At 28.0% G+C, this 21,994-nt stretch carries 21 protein-coding genes; 5 read left to right on the forward strand and 16 right to left on the reverse strand.

Going from position 1 to position 21,994, the window contains the following annotated elements:
* Positions 1 to 2: 2 nt before the first annotated feature.
* The 8 genes from DU473_RS05130 to gatC form a co-directional block, all read right to left on the reverse strand.
* Positions 3 to 794, reverse strand: coding sequence for a shikimate dehydrogenase (locus DU473_RS05130; RefSeq protein ID WP_131163738.1), 792 nt, complete (start codon positions 792 to 794; stop codon positions 3 to 5).
* On the reverse strand, positions 791 to 1,612 hold the full coding sequence (locus DU473_RS05135) for an SPOR domain-containing protein (RefSeq protein WP_131163739.1): 822 nt from the start codon (positions 1,610 to 1,612) through the stop codon (positions 791 to 793). Before DU473_RS05135 ends, DU473_RS05130 begins: the two co-directional genes overlap by 4 nt.
* Before the next feature lie 12 nt (positions 1,613 to 1,624).
* Entirely contained in the window at positions 1,625 to 2,170 is a 546-nt protein-coding gene (locus DU473_RS05140; protein ID WP_131163740.1) for a DUF1882 domain-containing protein, read from the reverse strand.
* Entirely contained in the window at positions 2,167 to 3,411 is a 1,245-nt protein-coding gene (locus DU473_RS05145) for a serine hydroxymethyltransferase (RefSeq protein ID WP_131163741.1), read from the reverse strand. Before DU473_RS05145 ends, DU473_RS05140 begins: the two co-directional genes overlap by 4 nt.
* Positions 3,408 to 4,913 carry a lysine--tRNA ligase gene (gene lysS / locus DU473_RS05150; RefSeq protein WP_131186652.1) on the reverse strand — a complete coding sequence of 502 codons (1,506 nt, stop codon included), beginning with the start codon at positions 4,911 to 4,913 and terminating at the stop codon, positions 3,408 to 3,410. The genes DU473_RS05145 and lysS overlap by 4 nt, the downstream gene beginning before the upstream one ends.
* Positions 4,914 to 5,384 (reverse strand): Fur family transcriptional regulator, encoded by a 471-nt coding sequence (locus tag DU473_RS05155; protein WP_131163743.1) that lies wholly within the window; start codon positions 5,382 to 5,384, stop codon positions 4,914 to 4,916. It lies immediately after the preceding gene.
* The gene (locus DU473_RS05160; protein ID WP_131163744.1) at positions 5,374 to 5,943 is read right to left on the reverse strand and encodes a CvpA family protein; all 570 of its coding nucleotides are present in this window, start codon (positions 5,941 to 5,943) and stop codon (positions 5,374 to 5,376) included. Before DU473_RS05160 ends, DU473_RS05155 begins: the two co-directional genes overlap by 11 nt.
* A gap of 69 nt (positions 5,944 to 6,012) precedes the next feature.
* Complete coding sequence (gene gatC / locus DU473_RS05165) at positions 6,013 to 6,300, reverse strand: Asp-tRNA(Asn)/Glu-tRNA(Gln) amidotransferase subunit GatC (protein ID WP_131163745.1); 288 nt, start codon at positions 6,298 to 6,300, stop codon at positions 6,013 to 6,015.
* Between the two features lie 93 nt (positions 6,301 to 6,393).
* Between gatC and DU473_RS05170 the strand changes: the two genes are divergently transcribed.
* The 5 genes from DU473_RS05170 (at position 6,394) to pyk (ending at position 11,606) form a co-directional block, all read left to right on the forward strand.
* Complete coding sequence (locus DU473_RS05170) at positions 6,394 to 7,005, forward strand: hypothetical protein (protein ID WP_424944989.1); 612 nt, start codon at positions 6,394 to 6,396, stop codon at positions 7,003 to 7,005.
* A 2-nt stretch (positions 7,006 to 7,007) separates the two neighbouring features.
* Positions 7,008 to 8,006, forward strand: a complete 999-nt coding sequence (locus DU473_RS05175; RefSeq protein ID WP_131163747.1) for a PQQ-binding-like beta-propeller repeat protein — start codon at positions 7,008 to 7,010, stop codon at positions 8,004 to 8,006.
* A gap of 60 nt (positions 8,007 to 8,066) precedes the next feature.
* Entirely contained in the window at positions 8,067 to 8,699 is a 633-nt protein-coding gene (locus DU473_RS05180; protein WP_131163748.1) for a type III pantothenate kinase, read from the forward strand.
* 106 nt (positions 8,700 to 8,805) lie between these two features.
* Positions 8,806 to 10,152 carry an FAD-dependent oxidoreductase gene (locus DU473_RS05185; protein WP_131163749.1) on the forward strand — a complete coding sequence of 449 codons (1,347 nt, stop codon included), beginning with the start codon at positions 8,806 to 8,808 and terminating at the stop codon, positions 10,150 to 10,152.
* 11 nt (positions 10,153 to 10,163) lie between these two features.
* Complete coding sequence (gene pyk, locus DU473_RS05190) at positions 10,164 to 11,606, forward strand: pyruvate kinase (RefSeq protein ID WP_131163750.1); 1,443 nt, start codon at positions 10,164 to 10,166, stop codon at positions 11,604 to 11,606.
* A gap of 9 nt (positions 11,607 to 11,615) precedes the next feature.
* Here the strand turns inward: pyk and DU473_RS05195 are convergent, their stop codons facing one another.
* From DU473_RS05195 to tyrS, 8 genes are all read right to left on the reverse strand, one after another.
* Positions 11,616 to 12,152: a HyaD/HybD family hydrogenase maturation endopeptidase gene (locus DU473_RS05195; protein WP_131163751.1), complete on the reverse strand. Its 537-nt coding sequence runs from the start codon at positions 12,150 to 12,152 to the stop codon at positions 11,616 to 11,618.
* Entirely contained in the window at positions 12,149 to 12,841 is a 693-nt protein-coding gene (gene cybH, locus DU473_RS05200) for a Ni/Fe-hydrogenase, b-type cytochrome subunit (RefSeq protein WP_131163752.1), read from the reverse strand. The genes DU473_RS05195 and cybH overlap by 4 nt, the downstream gene beginning before the upstream one ends.
* A 10-nt stretch (positions 12,842 to 12,851) precedes the next feature.
* Positions 12,852 to 14,567 carry a nickel-dependent hydrogenase large subunit gene (locus DU473_RS05205; RefSeq protein WP_131163753.1) on the reverse strand — a complete coding sequence of 572 codons (1,716 nt, stop codon included), beginning with the start codon at positions 14,565 to 14,567 and terminating at the stop codon, positions 12,852 to 12,854.
* A gap of 2 nt (positions 14,568 to 14,569) precedes the next feature.
* On the reverse strand, positions 14,570 to 15,709 hold the full coding sequence (locus DU473_RS05210) for a hydrogenase small subunit (protein ID WP_131163754.1): 1,140 nt from the start codon (positions 15,707 to 15,709) through the stop codon (positions 14,570 to 14,572).
* Between the two features lie 123 nt (positions 15,710 to 15,832).
* Positions 15,833 to 17,665 (reverse strand): bifunctional tRNA (5-methylaminomethyl-2-thiouridine)(34)-methyltransferase MnmC2/FAD-dependent 5-carboxymethylaminomethyl-2-thiouridine(34) oxidoreductase MnmC1, encoded by a 1,833-nt coding sequence (gene mnmC, locus DU473_RS05215; protein ID WP_131163755.1) that lies wholly within the window; start codon positions 17,663 to 17,665, stop codon positions 15,833 to 15,835.
* A 5-nt stretch (positions 17,666 to 17,670) separates the two neighbouring features.
* Positions 17,671 to 19,695: an N-acetylmuramoyl-L-alanine amidase gene (locus tag DU473_RS05220; RefSeq protein WP_131186653.1), complete on the reverse strand. Its 2,025-nt coding sequence runs from the start codon at positions 19,693 to 19,695 to the stop codon at positions 17,671 to 17,673.
* Positions 19,695 to 20,786: a nitronate monooxygenase gene (locus tag DU473_RS05225; protein ID WP_131186654.1), complete on the reverse strand. Its 1,092-nt coding sequence runs from the start codon at positions 20,784 to 20,786 to the stop codon at positions 19,695 to 19,697. The genes DU473_RS05220 and DU473_RS05225 overlap by 1 nt, the downstream gene beginning before the upstream one ends.
* Positions 20,783 to 21,991, reverse strand: a complete 1,209-nt coding sequence (gene tyrS / locus DU473_RS05230; RefSeq protein WP_131163758.1) for a tyrosine--tRNA ligase — start codon at positions 21,989 to 21,991, stop codon at positions 20,783 to 20,785. The genes DU473_RS05225 and tyrS overlap by 4 nt, the downstream gene beginning before the upstream one ends.
* Positions 21,992 to 21,994: the final 3 nt, after the last annotated feature.

Below are 21,994 nucleotides of genomic sequence, written 5' to 3' on the forward strand. Positions count from 1 at the left end.
TATTACTCTAAATTTAAAGCTTCTAGCATAAAATTTTTAATACTATTTTGTTGATTTTTGATTTCAAAAAAAAGCTCAAAAGCAAAAACTCCTTGCCATAAAAGCATTTCTAAACCGTTTTTATATATTAAATTATATTTTTTGCTAAGCTTTATAAAAGAAGTTTCTTTATTGTAAATTACTTCAAAAGCATACTTACAATGACCAAAAACTTTTTCCAATATTTTTTTATCGCAAGCTAAACTATCATCACAAAGACCAGCAGAGGTAGTATTAATCACCATATCATAGTTAAAATCACTGATATCCTCATAAAGCATAGTGGTAAAATCTTTAAATGAATCAAATCTTGTTAAATTTCGATTTGCAATATGAATTTCTTTTATATTGTTATATCTTAAAGCATAAGCAATAGCTTTTGCAGTTCCACCTGCCCCTAAAATTAATACTTTATTTAAATTTTTAAAATCTTCAATAGCCTTTAAAAATCCTAAAATATCTGTATTATAAGCATAAATTTTAGATTTTTTTATAATTAAAGTATTAGCAACCTTGATATCTAAAATACTATTATCCTTAACATCTGCTATAGCAAAGGCTTCTTCTTTAAAAGGCAAAGTAATATTTGTGCCACTAAATTTTAAATCAATCAATACTTCTTTAAGTTTATTTTTATCTTCTAAATTATAGCGCGTATAAAGCGCATCAAATCCAAAATTTTTAATTGCATTATTATGCATTCTAGGGGATTTAGAATGCATAATAGGATTACCTATAACGCCAAAAAGTTTCATTTTAAAGTGAAAGAGAAAGCATCTTTTCCTATATCTTTACGAATTTTTGCAAGTTCATTAGCAATAGTATCTTTACTAAAAGGACCAATAAGAACTTTTGTAATTTCTTTACCGTTAATTGTAGTTTTATAAAGTTTATAATTATAACCTTTTTGTTTTACCGCCATAAGCTCTTTTGATTTTTTATCAACATTAGAAACTGAAAAAATCTGAACATATATTCCAGGAGTTAAATCACTTGAAGATTCTACTTTTGGATCAACTTTTTGAAAAAGCTCTTTTGGATCTTGAGTTTTAGGTTTTGATTCTTCTTTAGCTTTAGTAACAGTATTGTTCGCTGTATTGTTTTTAGAACTAGGTTTATTTTTTTCTATGTCATTATCTTTTGGTTGAGAGTTAACAACAGTTTTTTCCTGTTCTTGTGGTTGTGGCTGTATTGTTTGTGATTGCACAGGCTCTTGTGGAATGCTTGATATTAACTGATCGCTTGTATTATTTTCATTTATTGCGTCTTCACCTTGAATTTGTTTTTTTAAAATTTCAAACTGATCTTCAGCTGAATCTTCTTGAGTAATAGGTATGTTTTCAAAAGAATTTTGATTATCCATATTTTCATCGGTATTAATGCTTATCGGCTCTGAAGGCAATATATTTTTTTCGCTGTTATCATTTCCGTTGATAAGTTTCATTGCTATCATAATTACTAAAAATAAAATAACTAAAGCAATAACTCTTAATAAAATTTTCTTAATTTTCTCACTTTTATTGCTTTTGTCTAAAATAATATCATCAAATTCATTTTTTTTATTGTTTTCCATTTTTTTCCTTTCTTACATATGTTTTGACCAAGAAGTCCCACGTTCTTTTTTATAGACTTCATAAGGCATAATTAAAATATTAAAATCTCTAGGCAAATCAATAGTTGGAAAAACTCTCCACTCAATTGGCATTTTAGTTGCAAATAGTGCAGAAAGCCTAGATGCTAAAGAATACCCCTCTATCAAATCAGTATGTCCTTTATGGATATATAAGTGCAAATGTCCTGGGGTTTTAGTTTTATATGCTGTAAAATTAATAAAACCTTGTTCACGTAAAATAAGCTGCGCTCTATGCCAAAATCTCTCAGCATTAAATCCATTATAATCAAATACTATATTTTCAACTTTATTAGTTTTTGATATAAGATCATGTGCAATAGTAATTTTTTTCTCACAATGCTCTCTAATAAGATTACTAGTTAAAGGGGCATTAACTTTTTCAAATTTATCAAAAAAATATCTGCCACGATGTTCATATTTATTAACAATCTTATCTCTTTTAATATAATAATGACTACTTATAATTTTAATAAGCGATAAATCCATCATTGAAATCAAAACATAGCCTTTGTATAAATTGTAAATTTGCTTGCAAGTTCTTTAAGTTTTGCTTTTATGTTTAATTGTAAATCTATATTATTTATATCATCTAAAATATCAGCTATACAATTAGCAACTATTTGGATATCTTCTTCTTTAAAACCTCTTGCTGTTAAAGCTGGAGTGCCTAGTCTTAGACCGCTTGTAATAAATGGACTACGTTTTTCTCCTGGAACCGTATTTTTATTTGCTGTAATTCCAGCATTTGCCAAGGCCAAATCTGCATCTTTACCACTAAATTCACGATCTAAAAAACTAATTAATACTAGATGATTATCTGTTCCATCGCTAACAAGCTTATATCCTCTTTCTATTAAAACTTTAGCTAAAACTTGAGTATTTTTTATAATATTTTTGGCATAAATTTTCCATTCATCGCTTAAATTAAATTTAAATCCCACAGCTTTTGCGGCTATAATATTCATTAAAGGACCTCCTTGAATTCCAGGAAAAATTGCCGAATTTATTTTTTTAGCAATTTCTTCATCATTGCACATAATAATGCCGCCCCTTGGTCCTCTTAAGGTTTTATGTGTTGTTGAACTTACTACATGAGCATAAGGAAAAGGATTTGGATGTTCATTAGCTACAACCAAACCTGCAATATGTGCTATATCAGCAAACAAATATGCACCTACTTCATCTGCAATTTCTCTAAATTTTTTAAAGTCAATTATTCTTGGATATGCACTAGCACCGCAAACAATAAGCTTTGGTTTAACAATGTTTGCAATATGTCTTACTTTTTCATAATCTATTCTTCCATCAAGCTCAACCCCATAAAAAAAACTTTCATAAAATTGACCTGATGAACTTACTTTTGCTCCATGTGTTAAATGACCTCCATGACTTAAATCCATACCTAAAATCTTATCTCCTGGATTTAAAAGAGCTGCGTATACACCTTGATTAGCTTGAGAACCAGAATGAGGTTGAACATTTGCAAAATTACAATTAAAAAGTTTTTTACAACGTTCTATTGCTAGAGTTTCAATCTGATCAACAATTTCACAACCACTATAGTATCTTTTTTGAGGATAGCCTTCGGCATATTTATTGGTCAAAATACTGCCCATAACTTCCATAACTTCTGGCAAGGTAAAATTTTCACTGGCTATCATTTCAAGCCCTTCGCATTGTCTTGCTAATTCTTTATTAGTCAACTCATAAATTTCTTTATCAAAACATTCTAAACTCATGTCTTATCCTTTGTATTGGGATTAATTGGACGCATTGCTGGAAACAAAATAACGTCGCGAATTGATTTTTTATTGGTTAAAAGCATTACCAATCTATCGATTCCTATGCCCTCTCCTGCAGTTGGAGGCATACCATATCCTAAAGCATTTATAAAATCTTCATCCATCTCACAAGCTTCTTCATTGCCGTTATTTTTTGCTTCAACTTGTTTTAAAAACCTTTCATATTGATCAATTGGATCATTAAGCTCATTAAAACCATTAGCTAGTTCTCTACCGCAAATAAAAAGTTCAAATCTCTCAGCTATGTCTTTATTACTATCACTTCTTCTTGATAAAGGACTTATAGAAATTGGAAATTCTGTAACAAAAGTAGGATTAATTAGCTTATCTTCCACATAATGATCAAAAAGTTCTGCTTGCAAATGACCCAAATCTAATTTTTCATTTGCTTCAAAACCGTCTTGTTTTAATTTTGATAAAATTTTTTCTTTATTTTCTATAAGGTCTTCTTGTAAATTACCATATTTTTTTAAAGCTTCTTTATAAGAAATTCTTTCAAAAGGCTTTGAAAAATCGATCATATGACCATCAAATTCTATTTTAAGCTCTAAATTTAACTCTTTTAAAAGCATAGCAAATAACTCTTCTGTTAAATCCATTAAATCTTTATAATTATGATAAGCCCAATAAAATTCTATAGTAGTAAATTCTGGATTATGTGTTAAATCCATTCCTTCATTTCTAAAACAACGATTAATTTCAAAAACAGCTTCAAATCCTCCTACTATCAATCTTTTAAGATATAATTCTGGAGCTATTCTTAAAAATCTCTCAACACCTAAAGCATTATGAAAAGTTTTAAACGGTTTAGCATTAGCTCCTCCGGCAATAGGATGCATCATAGGAGTCTCTACTTCCAAAAAACCTTTTTTTTCAAAGAAAACACGAATTAAACTTACAATTTTAGATCTTAAATAAAAATCTCTTCTTACTTCATGATTCATTATCATATCAACGTAACGTTTACGGTATCTTTGCTCAATATCTGTTAAACCGTGATACTTTTCTGGTAAAGGAACTATAGCTTTTGAAGCTAATGTTAACTCTTGAACATGTATACTAAATTCACCCGTTTTAGTCACAAAAGGAAAACCTTTTACTAAAACAATATCCCCTACTTCAAGATTCTTTTTTAAAAAATTAAAATAATCTTCACCAATACTATCTTTACTAAAATAAATTTGCAAATTAGATTCATCATCTTCAATATTTGCAAAAACTGACTTTCCAGCAATTCTCAAAAGCTTTAAACGCCCAGCTATAGTAGAAAAAGAATTTTCATCTCTTTTACTTTCACTATCTACTACATAAAAAAAATGATTTTTAAATTCTTTAATACTCATTTCTTTTTTTAAAAAATGAGGATAAGGATTAATATTTATCTTTCTAAATTCATTTGCTTTTTCAATTCTTTGTTGTTCTAAAATATTATCAAACATTTATATCCTTGTTTTTGGCTTTAAATTACATTCGCTACAAATTCCATAAAGTTGCATTAAGTGGCCAGTAAGTTTAAAATTGTATTGTTGTGCAATTATAGATTGCTGCTCTTCTATTATAGAATTTTCAAACTCTATAATTTTTCCACAATTTTTACATATCATATGATCATGGTGTGGCTTATTCGCTAATTCATATTTCTTTCCAGCAGATCCAAATGATATAGAAGTTACCATTTGAGCATCTTCAAGCAAATTTAAAGTTCTATATACAGTAGCTATTCCTATATTTAAATTTGGCTCAATTTGTTTAATTTCCATATATAGGCTTTCTGGAGTATAATGTGTATCACTATTATATAAAGTTTTTAAAAGAATTTCTCTTTGTTTTGTGTATTTTAAACCACCTTGGCGTAAAATTTTTTTAAAACTCTCTAATAAAACATCATATTCTATATTTTCAACTAGCATTAAATTTTTCCTTTAAAGCATTATTTGAATCAAATTCCTCTAAATTTTTATTCATTTTATCAATAGATGCTTCCGTTAAAGGTTGATTCATAATATAAGAACCTACATTTTTTAATAAATCTAAAGTATAGCTATTTTGAGCAAAATTATTTAATTTATCATTTAAAAAACTTATTTTAGAAATACAAAAGACAAAAATAGAAAAAATTAAAAATATCTTTGCTGCGCCAAATAAGAATCCCCCTATACGATCAACAAAACCCAAACCACTCCATTTAATAAGTTTTGAAAGAAAACTTCCCAAAATTAAACAAAAAACCCAAAATAAAACAAGAATAACCATAAAACCGGCAAATGAAGCTAAAGATTCATTTTCTATTTTATAAAAAGTATTTTGAATTAGCTTAGTGGCTTCAGCAGAATATTTAGAAGCTATAAAAATACCTCCAACTATTCCAACAAGTCCAAAGACTTCTTTAAACAAGCCATTTAATATACCCTTAAGACCTAAAAGTAAAGTAAATCCTAAAATAAATATATCAAACCAATAAAAATTCATAAAAATCCTATTCTAAAAAATCTAAAAAATTATTTTTTAATAAAAATTCTATAATAAAAAAATAAATATTTAATCAATAATTTTTGGCACAATAAAAAAATGATCTTGACAACTTGGAGAATGCTTAAAAACTTCATTAATTATATTGCTATTTTTAACCTCATCATTTCTAAAAATAATATTGTTTTTAATAGGACTAACAGAGGTTTCTAAAGAATCTAGGTCTATCTCATTTAATTTTTCAACAAAATTAACAATTTCACTTAGCTCAGAAAGAAGTTCTTTTCTTTTTTCATCTGCAATTTTCAATGCACTCAATCTTTCAAGCTTTTCCAATAAATTTTCATCAATTTGCATAATTTAATCCTTTAAAAAAAGCAGTTAAATTTTTGAATTATATCACAAATATTCTTAAATAGTTTAAGAATATTTAATCTAACTAATGATAGAATGCTAAAAAATTGTTTTAATAAATTAATTAAGGATAAACAGTTGAAATTTCAAAACAATCTCAAAACAGAAAATTCTAGTATTCAGGAAAATTTTTTTAAAACATTTATTCATAGTGAAAGATTTTTTAAAAAATATAAATTTTATATTTTAATAGTTATTATATGTTTATTAGCTTGGTTCATTGTTTCTATTATCAATAAAAAAATCGAAGAGAAAAATATTAAAGAGAATAATCAGATATATTTAACTTTAATACAAAATCCAAATGATGATAAAATCGCCTCTAATTTAAAAGAAAAAAATATAAATCTTTATGCTTTATTTTTAATCAGTCAATTAAATAAAAATAACACAGACTCAAAAATCATTGATCAATTAAAACAAATAAGCCAAACTTCCAAAATAAATTTTTTAATAAAAAATATTATAGATCTTGAACTTCATCAAAAATCTTTATTTTTAAAAGACTATTCTAAGATTTTAGAAGCTTATAGCTTTTTAGAACAAAATAAAATTGAAGAAGCTAAAGTTTTATTAAATCAAATTAAAAATAACTCTGAATTTAAACAAATTGCAGACAACTTAAAACATTATCAAGGTAACAACTAAAAATGAAACATTTAATCTTAATATTTTTATGTATTTTTTTATTTAGCGCTTGTAGTACAAAAAGACAATATTTTAAGCCAGATCATATCAATAAAGATCTTGATAAAAGCGAAAGCTTAAACTCAACCATTATTGATTGGAATATCTTTGCAGCCAAGCTTAAAAATAATCAAGCGATCTTTAAAAATCAGGGTGTTATTAAAAATTTTAAACTTGAAAAAAATTATATGTTGCTCAATATGGAAGATAACGAGTTCTTCGTTGCTGATAATGATGGAAATTTAAAAATTTACAATCTCCAAAACCAAGAAGTTTATTCTTACAAATTTGATGCAAGTGTTGTAAGCATAGCATCAAATGGGGACGATATGGCTTTAGTATTAGCTAATAATACCATTGTTCTTTTAAATAGAACGCTAGGAATTAAATTCTCTCAAACACTGAGTCCATCTATAGCCCAAGATAATAGAATTGCTGCTCCTATTTTTTTAGACAATATCATAGTATATCCGACTTTAGATGGAAGAATTATTGTTATTTCAAAAAATGATTATAGAATTTTAAAAGATGTAGTCATTTCTGCTGAAGATTTTTTTAATAATATCATTTATTTAAATGTTGCAGATGATAAACTCATTGCCGCAAGTGCAAAAAAAGTTATAGTTGTAACCCAAAATCAAACTTTTTATTTATATGCAGATATTAAAGATATAGCTGTAAATCATAATAATATTTTTATATTTGATAAAGACGGAAATATTATTAAGACAGATTTAAATCTAAAAAAAATAACAGAAAAAAAACTTGAATTTGCAATATTTACAAAAGCAAATATTTACAATGATTATTTATATATATTCGAAAAAACTGGATATTTAATAAAAAGTGACTTAAACTTAGATAAAATGGAAATTTATGAATTAAATAATGCTGTTGATAAAATGTCATTTATAGACAATAGGGCATTTTATTATAATGATAAAATTTTAAAATTTAAATAGTTTTTTAACTTAAAAATTTCTAGAATTTGCAACTAGATTTTATAAAGGAATATAGAACTTATGATTTTATGTGATATTGGCAACTCTAATGCAAATTTTTTAGATAATAATAAATACTTTTCTCTTAATATTAAGCAATTTTTAGATTTTAAAACAGAACATAAAGTTTTTTATATTAATGTTAACGAGCAAATAAAAGATCATCTCAAATCATTGCCTTATTTTATAGATCTTGAGCCCTATTTTTCTTTTGATACTATATATCAAGGTTTAGGAATTGATAGAATCTCTGCTTGTTATACAATAAGCGATGGGGTAGTAGTTGATGCAGGAAGTGCAATAAGTGTTGATATCGTTTCAAATTCCATCCATCTAGGTGGTTTTATACTACCAGGGATTAGTAATTTTCGTAAAATTTTTTCATTTATTTCTCCAAGATTAAAATGCGAGTTAAATACCCAAGTAAGCTTTGATGCTTTTCCGCAAAAAACTATGGATGCTTTAAGTTATGGCGTTTTTAAAGGAATTTATCTTCTTATTAAAGATGTTGCCAAAAATAAAAAAATCTATTTTACCGGTGGAGATGGAAAATTTCTTGCTAATTTTTTTGAACTTTCGATTTATGATAAACTTTTAATTTTTAGAGGAATGAAAAAAGTTCTTCAAGAAAATCCTCAACTTATTACTAATTAATGTTACAAAAATACTCTTATAGCAATGTTATTATTTTATTTAATTTATTTATAAAATAAATTAAACTAAACTTTTATTAAAACTTATCCAAACAATAAGGAAAAAAGTGAAGCAGGAATTTGACGTATTAATTATTGGAGCTGGAATCTCTGGTGCAGCATTATTTCATCAACTTTCAAAATATACAAACATTAAAAATATTGCTTTAATAGAAAAATATAATGCGCCAGCTAGCTTAAATAGCAAAAGCACAAGCAACTCTCAAACTATACATTGTGGCGATATCGAAACAAATTATACTCTTGAAAAAGCAAAAAAAGTAAAAGTTAGTGCTGATATGATTATAAAATATGGGCTTTTACAAAACGCTCAAAATAAATTTATGTTTTCTCATCAAAAAATGGTTTTAGGTGTAGGAGATATTGAGTGTGATTTTATAAAAAATCGCTATGAAGAATTTAAAGAACTTTACCCTTATATCAAGTTATTTGATAAAGATAAAATAAAAAATATTGAACCAAAAGTCGCCCTAGACTCAGATGGAATAAATACAAGAAAAGAAAATATTTTAGCCATTGGAGTTGAAAAAAATGAAATTTTTACTACAGTTGATTTCGAAAAAATGAGCTATAGCCTTATTGAGCAAGCTCAAAAACAAAACAAAAATACTTCTGTAATTTACAATCAAGAAATTGTTCATATAGAAAAAAAAGATGATATTTTTGTTGTAAAAAGTTCTGACTTTAAAGAATATAGAGCTAAATTTGTAGTTGTAAACGCTGGAGCACATTCTTTGTATCTAGCACATAAAATGAATTTAGGTCTTGACAAGTCTTGTTGGCCAGTTGCTGGAAGTTTTTATCTTACAAAAAAAAGACTTTTAAATGGAAAAGTCTATACTGTTCAAAACCCCAAACTTCCTTTTGCAGCACTTCATGGAGATCCTGATTTGATGGCGGATATGAATACACGTTTTGGTCCAACTGCTCTTGTTATACCAAAATTAGAACGTTATAAAGGCTTAAAATCTGTACCTGAATTTTTTGAAGCATTAAAATTTGATAAAACTGTTTTAAAAGTATGTATAAAAATGCTAAAGGATCCAACAATTCGCAATTATATATTTTATAACTATCTTTTTGAGATTCCTTTTATTAATAAAAAAATATTTGTTAAAGATATAAGAAAGATTATTCCTTCTCTTAGAGTAGATGATATTTACTATGCTAAAGGTTTTGGAGGAATTCGACCACAAGTTGTTGATAAAACCAAAGAAGAACTTATGCTAGGAGAATCAAGTATCAATGATATACCAGGTATAATTTTTAATATGACCCCAAGCCCAGGTGCAACAAGTTGCTTATATAATGCTCAAAAAGATACAAAAATAATATGCGAGTATTTAGGAACAAGTATTAATGAAGATCAATTAAATTCAGAATTATTAAATTAAAAGGAAAATCTATGACAAAAAAAACAAAAATCGTTGCAACAATAGGTCCAGCAAGCGAAGATGAAAATATATTACGTCAAATGATAATCAATGGTGTTAATGTTTTTAGACTTAATTTTTCTCATGGAAGTCATGAATATCATAAAAAAAATTTAATGACAATTAGAAAAGTTAGCCAAGAGCTTAATATAAGAGTAGGAATTCTTCAAGATATTAGCGGACCTAAAATTAGAACCAAAGAATTAAAAGAAGCTTTTGAACTCAAAAAAGATGATAGACTTGATTTTTATAAAGAAGAAATTCTTGGAGAAAAAATCAGTGATAAGCATTATAAAATTAGCATAAATCATCCAGAAATTCTTGATATGCTAAAAATCGATGATTATATTTATCTTTATGATGGTAGCATTCGTGTTAAAGTATCTCGCATTGAAAAAGACTACATACAAACAATAGTTGAAAATGATGGTTTTTTAAATTCTAATAAAGGGATTAATTTTCCAAATACAAAAATTAATATTGATGTTATCACTCGCAAAGATAAGGAAGATTTATTTTGGGGTATAAAAAACGAAGTGGATTTCTTAGCTATATCCTTCGTTCAAAATGCTCATGACATCAAAGAGGTAAAAAAAATATTAAAAGATAATAATTCAAAAATAGCTATTTTTGCAAAAATAGAAAAATTTGATGCTGTAGAAAATATAGATGAAATTATAGATTCAAGCGATGGTATTATGGTAGCTAGAGGCGATCTTGGAATAGAAGTTCCTTATTATAAAGTTCCAAATATACAAAAAAGAATTATTCAAAAAGCTAACAATGCTAGTAAACCAGTTATCACTGCAACGCAAATGCTTTTTTCTCTTGCTAAAAGCAAAACAGCTACAAGAGCTGAAATTTCAGATGTTGCTAATGCAGTTTTAGATGGAACTGATGCAGTAATGTTAAGCGAAGAAAGCGCTATTGGAATAGATCCTGTAAATGCTGTTGATATAATGAGTAAAACTATTATAGAAATAGAAAAAACTTACCCTTATAATAAATTTAATACTTTTGATTATATTGATGACACAGATAAAATTATGCAATCAAGCACTCATTTAGCAAAAGATTTAAAAGTAGATGCTATATTTGCATTAACAAGTAGCGGAAAATCAGCTATTAAGATAGCAAGATATAGACCAAATATGCCAATTATTGCCATAGCTCATTCTGAAAAAACTTTAAATTTTTTAAGTATTGTTTGGGGGGTTAACCCTGCTATTTTGGTTAACAAAAGTGAAAATCTTAATGCTTTGCTTAAAGATTCTATACGCTCAAGCGTTCAAAAAGGTTTTATAGATAAAAATAAATGCTACATACTAACCGCAGGTTTTCCAACTGGAGTAGAAGGATCAAGTAATCTTATCCGTATACTTAAAAAAGAACAAATAGCTCATTATCTTGATTAAAAATCAAGATTAATTTTTATAAGATATATTGGCTAATTCTTGTAAAGAATAATCTGCTATTTTAATATAAGAAAATCCCTCTTCTTTTAAAAAATTTAATAAAATTTTTTCCATAATTTGAGTGCTCTTAATAATTTCATCAGAAATTGCAAAACTCATCTGCTCAATTCTTTTTGGAATACAAGCCAAAATTCTAGTTTCTGGAAGATCTCCTAAAATTTCCATATACTGTAGAGTTTGAAGCATTTCAACTTCATGAGCACTTCCACTCCACTTAATTTTATTGGGCATAGCACAATAAGGGAAAAAAAATACTTCTCCGATATTTGAATCATCAGCTGAAATGCAATCAAGTATAATTACCTTATCATATTTGGCGATAATATAACTTAATTGCAAAGCCAAAGTTCCTCCATCAACAAAATCTAAAATATATCCATTTGGATGAGAAAATTTATAATTTTTTTCAAGCAATTTACAAAGATGAACGCCTAAACCTTCATCTGCAAACATAATATTGCCTATCCCAAGAATTAAGAATTTCAATGTTTCTCTTCTTTTACAAACTTATATCCACTAATGATAGCATCTATAGCACCATCTTTGCCTTTAATTGCATTAAAAATCGCCATGTAAATATGAACTGGTACAAATATTATAATCACCCACATCAAAATTCTATGATAAGTTCTTACATCAGCTAAACCACCCATTGCAGCTTCAAGAGGTCTTAAAATATTATATAGCAATCCCCCTAAACCCTCATGATAAGTATGGGTATAAAGAATAAGTCCAGTTAAAATAATACCTAACATCACAAGATAAAAGAAAAAATAGGTCACAAACTGTAAAGGATTATAAACTCCTTTTAAATGAGGGTGTTTTCCTAAAAAAATATAAAATTTTATTTGTTCTATCCATAATTTGACATTAAAAATATCCCACACACTTCTACGTTCTTTTGCGCTTACCTTGTCACAAAAAAATAAATATATCTTAAAAATAATACAAGCAATCAAAACAAAACCCACTGCTTGATGAACTAAACGGTATTTTGCCTGCATAAAATTAACAGGCTCACCATTGCTAATTGGAGTTTGAAATACATAAGAAAGATAATATCCCGTGCCAATAAGTATTACTATCGCAATAGCTCTTACCCAGTGCGTTAAACGCAAACCTATGCTAAATTCGTATTCAGCTTTTCTTTGCAATCTTTCTTCCTTGTTTTGCATGAAAGCCTCCTTATAAATTGACATTCACTTTATATTCACTTAAATTATTACCTTTTGTATCCATAACATGAACAGCGCAAGCAATACAAGGATCGTAAGAGTGAATTTTTCTAATAATTTCAAGAGGTTGTTTTACATCAGCAATTTTTAAACCTATTAAACATTGCTCATAGCTTCCACCTACTCCTTTAGCATCTTTTGGACTTGCATTCCAAGTTGATGGTACTACTGCTTGCCAATTTTCAATTACACCATTTTTAATACGACACCAATGACTTAATGTTCCACGAGGCACATGACCCATATAACGGCCTTTATACTCTTTAGAATTATCAATTACATATGGAGCACAAGTACTTTGATCTACCTTTAAATTTTCTACCAAATTATCAAAAGCTCTTAAAGTATTGTTTGCCACAATTTTTGCTTCTATACAGCGTGCCGCTGTTCTTCCAAGCGTACTAAATATAGCATTTAAAGGAAGTCCTGTTTCTTTTAAAAACTCATCTACAACAGGGACAACATTTTTATTACCCTTAGCATAATTAACCACAATGTTTGCTAAAGGTCCTACTTGCATTGGCTCCCCATCATATCTTGGCGCTTTAATCCAACTATATTTACCTTTAGTATCAAATACTTTAGAGGTTACTTTATTTCCATGATGATCTATACTTTCTCCATCTATAAGTCCTGTATAATTTGGATTTGTTTTACCATCATAAGGATGTAAAGCTTCATTATCTGCATACCAAGAATGCGTTGCCTCTTCTGTAATTTTATCTTCATCAACTTCGTAAACTTTACTCAAATCACCATTTTTAATAATACCGCTTTCAAAAAGCCATTCATCTCTTCCAAGTTGAAATTCCTTAAAAGTATAAAGATTGGAAACACCTATATCATTTAAAACGCTTGCTTCGTTTGCATAAGCTTTAGCTGCCATAACAAGATCAGGATAATAAGCACGATTAACAAAATCCGCAACCTCTTGGAATTTGCTCATATATTCACCCATTCTAGAAGGAGATAATAAATCCATAACACAAGTTACCCCTCCTACAGTTAAACTTTGAGGATGTGGATTTTTTGCACCAAAAATTGCCATACACTGAGCAATTATCCTTTGAATTCTTAAGCATTCAAGATAATGAGAAAGAACTATAAGATTTTCCTCAGGGCTTAAACGATAGGTTGGATGACCATAATAAGCATTAGCAAAAGGTCCTAAATTTCCTTTATCTACAAAAGTTTTAAGTCTTTGTTGCACCTCTAAAAGTTTATCTGCACCTGTTGCATAAGGATTAGATGTATAATTAAATGCAATATCACTAGCCTTTTTTACATCGGCACTTAAAGCACTTACAACATCTGCCCAATCAAGCCCATGAAGTTGATAAAAATGCACTATATGATCATGTAAAAATAAAGCAGCATTCATTAAAGTTCTAGTAAGTAAAGCATTAAGTGGGGGAGTAATTCCCAAAGCATTTTCAACAGCAACAATACCTGCTTTATAATGAGAAAAAGTACAAACTCCACAAATTCTTTGAGTCATAAAGCCAGCATCTCTTGGATCACGCCCCTTAACAATAACTTCTATACCACGCCATAAAGTAGAACCTGCATAAGCTTCTTTAACTATATTATTTTCATCAACAACGACTTCAACCCTTAAATGGCCTTCAATTCTTGTAATCGGATCTACGATAATTTTTTGATTCATTATTATTCCTTGTCTTTTTGTGTAGAAGATATTATAGCATGTGCTGCAATCGCAACACCAGTAAGAGTAAGAACTCCTATGCCAATTTTATCAGAAATACTATCAGCACCTAAACCAAAAACTGTATCAAATTTTCGACTTGCCATAGGCTCTTCAAAAGGACCCATAGTATCCCAAAAATCAGGCTCTGAGCAACCTATACAACCATGCCCTGCTTGAATAGGCCAAGAAGTGTGCTGATTAAATCTTTCTCTTGAACAATTATTAAAAGTATAAGGACCTTTACAACCTACTCTATAAAGGCAATATCCATTTTTTGCACCTTCATCTCCAAAAGAATGGACAAATTCTCCTGCATCAAAATGTCCCCTTCTTTCACAAAGATCATGAATTCTTAAACCATAAGCCCATTTTGGTCTATTATAGACATCTAAAGATGGGAGTTCGCCAAAAAGTAAATAATGTAAAACATTACCTACAATATTTTTCTCGCTAGGAGGACAACCTGGAATATTAATAACAGTTTTATTTGTTACTTTAGATAAGGCTTTAGCATTACTTGGATTTGGTCTTGCTGCCTGAATTCCCCCAAAAGATGAACATGTTCCTATAGCAAAAATAGCAAGAGCATTTTCACTTGCCTCTTTTGCTATTTCAAATCCACTTTTACCTTTTGGACCTATAGTTAAAAAATATTCTGTATCTCCGGAAGGAATCCCTCCTTCTACCATTAAAATATATTTATTTTTATGCTTAATGATAGCATTTTCTAAATTCTCTTCAGCTTGCCAACCTGCTGCTGCCATAACGGTTTCATGATATTCTAAAGAAATATAATCAAAAATTAAACTATCAATAGTTGGTGTATCTGTTCTCAATAAACTCTCTGAACAACCTGTGCATTCTGCCATATGAAGCCATATAACAGGAAGTCTATCAGCTAACTCAGCAGCACGAGCTACCATAGGAGTAAAACTTGCTGGAAGAGCCAAAAAAGCTGTCATAGCTGCTGCCCATTTCATAAAATCTCTTCTAGTAAAACCTGAGTTTTCCAAAGCTTTTACAATAGAATTATTGGATTTTAAAGAAGGAAGTTTTTCAAGCATTTTTAAACGGAAATCAATTTCTTTATAATCAATCATCCTTATTCCTTGCATAGTAAATTTATTTAATTATAAATATATAATAAAATAAAGAAATTTAAATTTAAATTAAATTTTGATTTATTATTTATAATATTTTTTAAATTAAAATACTAATTTTATTTATAAACCCTTTTTTAATTTTCTAATCAAAAATCTCGCAGGATGTATGTCAGAAATAAATCTTTTAAAAAATCCTAAAGGCTCTTCATTTATCAGAAAACAAATATATCTAGCAGCTAAAATACTCGTACTAAAAGCTCTTGAACCGTGTGCGAAATTCAAATAAAGATTGGGAATATTTTTTCCAGTTTTTTGTTCTTTATTTTTAGTCCATAATAAATTTTTATAATTTGCTTTATAAAACTGCTCATCATAAGCTGGACCTACTATGCAAAATCTATCACTTGAATAAGATCTAAAACCAACTTTTGAACCTACAACTACAGCCTTTTTAGCATCTTTTAGAAATTCGCTCACTTTTTCTATATTTTCTTTATCATCTACATTTTTAGAAGATAAACTTTCATCTAAACGATCATAACTTGCTCCAATTACTTGTATATCATTTTTTATAGGGCAAATATAACCCTTTGAAGACAAAGGATATTTGATATCTAAAATAGGTTTTAGATGAGTAACTTGACCTCTAACCTTGCTTAAATTCATCCCATCATAATTTATAAAATCTTTGGTATCTGATCCTAATGCATAGATTAAAATCCCAAAGCCATCTTTTTTTTCAGCATCTTTAAAACTAAGTGAAAAAAGTTCATTATCAAATTCATAATTTAAAAATTCATGATTAAAATAAATCTTAGCATTGCTTTTTATAAAAAGTTCTTTTACAATTTTTTTAGGATCTATAACGCCACCATCTTCTAAAAAAGCTTGATTATCTTTTATAGCAAATAAAGGATTATCTTTTTGACTTATAAATCTTTGTTTCATCAAATCATTATGAGCAAATTCAACTACTCCATTAAAAGACAGATTAAGAATTTGCCTATAAAAACGACTTGCTTCAATAAAAGATTCTTGAGAGAATTCTCCCAAAGAAACATTAGGCTTTAAAATTAAAGAACTTAAAATCCCGCTTTCATTGCCACTTGCACCCAATCCTAAAGAAGATTTTTTCTCAAAAATACTTATATCAAACCCTCTTAAACTAAGTTCATATGCAAGCAATGCAGCACAAATACCTGCACCTACAATTGCAACTTTTTTATTTTTTACTTTTTGATCAACTTTTAAGAAATAAGCTTCTTTATCTTTGATTAAATAACCTTTAAAAAAAGCTCTAAGCATTTCTCTTTTTCTAAAGCCTGAAATTTTCTTTGTTTCAAAACCAAAATTTTCAAGATTTTTTCTTAAAAAACTCGAAGCAGAAAAAGTGCAAACTTGGGCTTTAAAATTGGATAATCTTGACATATTAAAGACAAGTTTTTCATCAAACATTTCTTTATTTTTACTAGGTGAAAAACCATCTAAGTACCAAACATCTGCCTTAAATTCAAGATCGCTTAAAATATTAGCATTGCCAAAAACAAGATCTAAAAAACAATCCTTAAAATAAAAACGATAATATCCCTCTTTACATTTTGGATAAAACTTTAAAAATTCTTCCAAATATTCTTTAAATTCATCATAAAATCCTAATTTTTTATAAATTTCCCTTAAAAAATCTTTTTCTATATAAAAACCTTCTATGCTTATATAAAAAAGTTTTTTAGGTCTTTTTGTGGCCTTTAAGAATCTTTTCAAAGTAAGAAAAAAATTTAAACCTATACCAAAACCTAATTCAGCAATCACAAAACTATCATTTTGTGTAAATTCAAAAGATTCACTGTAAATATATTTACTCTCATTTAAGCCATCTTTAGAATTAAAATAAAAATCATCAAAATCTAAAGAAAAAGGAGTATTATCTTTAAAAATAATTTTAGCTTTTTTCATTTTCTTTAGCGATTGTTATAAAAATAACTCTCCACTCCATCCACTATACCCTTGGCTAAAGTATCCTGAAAACTCTTATTTGCTATTCTTTTACCTTCGCTTGGATGGGTAATATAGCCTATCTCAATCAAAATCGCTGGCATTTGTGCTCCAACTAAAACCCAAAAAGGAGCTTCTCTTACCCCTCCATCAACAACTTTGTATTTTTTTCTTACTTGAGAAAGAATATTTTTTTGAACATCTATAGCAAATTTATTTGAAGCAATAATTTTTTCACGATTTAAAAAATTTAAAATACTTTGTTTTGAGAAATAATTAATTTCTTCAAAATCTCCCTGATTTTCTTTTTCAGCGGCTTTTTTGCTTCTTTCGCTTCTTGCTGGACTCAAAAAGAAAGTTTCAACCCCTTCTGCACTTTTAGCTTTTTTTGCATTAGGGGCTGCATTTGCGTGAATTGATATAAATAAATCAGCTTTTTTATCATTGGCAAATTTAGTCCTATCTCTTAAATTGATAAATTTATCTGTACTTCTAGTATAAAGAACTTTATAGCCTTTTTTCTTAAGTTCATTACCAAGTTTCAAAGCTGTGCTTAATACTATATTCTTCTCTTTTAAAGTGCCCTTTTTATCACTTAAAGCACCACTATCTTTTCCTCCATGTCCTGCATCAATCACTATCAGTTTTTTAGATCTAAAATTTGAATTCAAAGCACTCTTATTTGAATTAGTTTTTGTAGTATTTTTTGCAGTTTGAAAAGCTATCATCAAAGTTTTATCACTTAAATCTTGAGTAAATTGAAATTCTTTTGGTCCACTCAAAACTATACGGATAGTTTTAGGATTATACTGTGCTACTGTGATAGTATTTTGCTTAAAACTAAAACTTTTACGTGATCCTTCTAAAACTCCTTTAAAACTTATAATTTGTCTAAAAACATTTTGTTCCTTTGAGACAAAAGAATTTATCTCTTTTTCATCAATATCTCCACTTAAATTTAAAACTACCCCATTTAAAACTTTATCTACATCTAAAACATAAAGTGTTTCTTCTTTTTGATTTTTTTTATCAATTGGTTTTTGATTTTGTTTTTTTTCTAAGGCCTGAGATTTTATTTCTTGCTTATTTATTTTTTTTTCTATAGAAACTTCTTGTTTAATTTTTTCTTGAACTGAATTTTTTTTGATTTCTTTTTCTTTTTGCGAAATTAAAATGCTTAATTTACTTCCGTCTAATTTAAAACTAATAGGAAGTTTTTCTTTAGCATAAACAACAATACGCGTCGTTTTAGGATTATACTGAGAAATTACGACATTATAGTTATTAAAATCATACTTTTTTCTTCCACCTTCTAAAATAGCCTCAAAATCAATAATGTAACGAAAATTATTCTTTTCATCTAAAACAAAGTTCTTAATATCTTCCTTTTTTAAATTTGAATTAAGAATTAATTCTACATCCTGTTCATTTTTTTTTGAAGATAAAATATAAATTTTATCTGTTTTGATATTGCTTTTAGAATTAATTTCTTGAGTGTTTTTGCTAGTATTTTTTGTTATATTCTTGTCTATTGTTTTATCTTGCTTTTTATTTTGTTCTTTTACCTGAACTTGTTTAATTTGATTTTCTTTATTTAGAGAATTTGATGTTTGAGTAATTTGAGCATCATTGTTTAAATTTGTTTTTGATGATGCTTTAGATTTTTCATCTTTAAGTTTTATAACAATTTCTCTTAAAGCATTAATAACACTTTGTTTAACTCCACTTTCTTCTAATTCGCTAGCATAGGATTTATCATCTAAGCTTAAAGCATTTGAGCTAATAATCAAACGTTTTAAAACTTCTATTTTAGATTTTTCATCATCTTTTATTACGCTTTGTATATAAAGACTTTTGAGTTGATGATGAAATTTAATTTGTTCTTGATTATTAGAATTAATAAAATTTTTATCAAAATTTGATAATTCATTTTCAAAAGCACCAAAACAAAAATTAACAAAAATAAAAAATAATACTAAAATTTTAGTCATTATTCTCCATTAACAAGTTTATCTATAAGCTCTTTAACGCTTATTAATTTTTCTAAACGATAACCATTAGCACCAGTAAAAAACAATCCTGTTTCTTTTCTTCCATAATAAGCATCAAAAAGTCTATCAGCTATACAATATCCTACCTTTGTAGCTTCTTTTCCTCTTTCGCAAGGAGAAACACAATTGCTAACACAATTAATTTTTGGACCCATTCTTTTTTCAACCAAATTAAGCAAATTAGTTTGTATACCCCTTGCTGGATAACCTACAGGTGATTTTATAAGTTTAATATCATCTTCTTTACACTCAAGCAAAACATTTTTAAATTCATCACTTGCATCACATTCAAAAGTTCCAATAAATCTTGTTCCCATTTGAACTCCACTTGCACCAAGAGAAAGCATTTTCTCAATATCATTTTTATCCCAAATTCCACCAGCAACTATGACAGGAAAAGAACCCCAATTTTTTACTTCCTCTAATACAGGAGCAATTAGATTTTCAAGCTTATATGCAGGATTTAAACATTGTTCATAAGTAAAACCTTGATGTCCTCCACTTTTTGGTCCCTCTAAGATAACAGCATCAGGCAAACGATTATAACGCCCAAGCCATCTTTTGCAGATAATTTTTAGAGCTTTAGCAGATGAAACAATAGGAACAAGTGCTACATCTGGAAAATCTATAGTAAATTCTGGCAAATTTGTAGGAAGACCTGCTCCTGAAACAATAACATTAAACCCAACTTCACAAGCATCACGCACAATCCTAGAATAATCATTACTAGCACAAAGTATATTGCACCCTAAAGGTGCATCTTTACAAATTTTTCTAGCATTATCAATTAAAGCCTGCAATCCTTTACGTGAATAAAAATTTTCACTTCCATAAGGTCTTGAATTAAATTCTTTGCTTACATATTGTAAATTTCCATAATATCCCGTTCCAACAGATGAAATAATTCCAAGTCCCCCATTTAAAGATACAGCTGAAGCCAATTTATCCCAACTTATACCAAGTCCCATTCCACCTTGAAAAATGGGATATTTTATAGTATGTTTTCCTATTTTCAAAGGTTTAAAACTCATTGAACTACCTTTAATTTTGCAAATTTTCTCTTACCAATTTGTATAACGTACTCGCCTTTGTAAAGTTGCATTTGCTCTTCTTTGGTTTTATTTCCATTAATACTTACTGAATTAGCCAATATGCTCCTTCTTGCTGAAGAGGTTGAATTCTCTAAACCACAAAATACCAAAGCCTTAGCAAGCCAAATACTTTCTCCTTTAAATTCAAACTCTTCAATTTCACTTGGCAAAGCATTAAAGCTATGAATTTTATCAAATTCTATTTTTGCATTATTTGCTTGTTCTTTAGAGTGAAAACGTTCTACTATTTCTAAAGCTAAATTTTCTTTAGCTATTTTAGGATGAAGTTTATTATTTTTAATATCTTCTTTTATTGATTCAAGCTCAATTAAACTTTTCTGACTTAAAAGCTCATAATATCTAAACATAAGTTCATCGCTAATGCTTAAAATTTTAGCATACATATCATTAGCTTTTTCTGTAACTCCTATATAGTTATTTAAACTTTTGCTCATTTTATTAATGCCATCTAGACCTTCTAAAAGAGGCATCATTATAACAACTTGTTCTTTATTTGTATTGTAAATTCTTTGTAGAGTTCTTCCCATTAAAAGATTAAATTTTTGATCTGTTCCACCCATTTCTATATCATTTTTAAGTACAACACTATCATAGCCTTGAAGCAAAGGATATAAAAATTCACAAATACTAATAGGACTTTGTTCCTTAAAACGTTTGGTAAAATCATCTCTTTCTAGCATTCTAGCTACACTGAAAGTTGAAGTAAGTTCAACCAATCCGCTTGCTCCTAATTCATTTAACCAAGTAGAATTAAATTTAATCTGAGTTTTATCCTTATCTAAAATCTTAAAAACTTGCTCTTCATAAGTTTTAGCATTTTTTAAAACTTGCTCTTTATCTAGTTTTTTTCTTGTTGCATTTTTACCGCTTGGATCTCCAATTTGTCCAGTAAAATCACCAATTAAAAATTGAACTATAGCCCCGTGTTTTTGTAAAAAGGCCATTTTATTTAAAACTACGCTATGACCTAAATGCAAATCTGGAGCAGTTGGATCAAAACCTGCTTTAATGAAAAAATTTTCACCCTTTTCATAATAGTTTTTAATTAAAATTTCTAATTTTTCTTCATCAATAATCTCAGCACACCCTCTTTTAACTTCGGCTAAAATATTTTCCATATTCATAAT

This window comes from Campylobacter novaezeelandiae, from assembly GCF_004323845.1.
Taxonomy (GTDB): domain Bacteria; phylum Campylobacterota; class Campylobacteria; order Campylobacterales; family Campylobacteraceae; genus Campylobacter_D; species Campylobacter_D novaezeelandiae.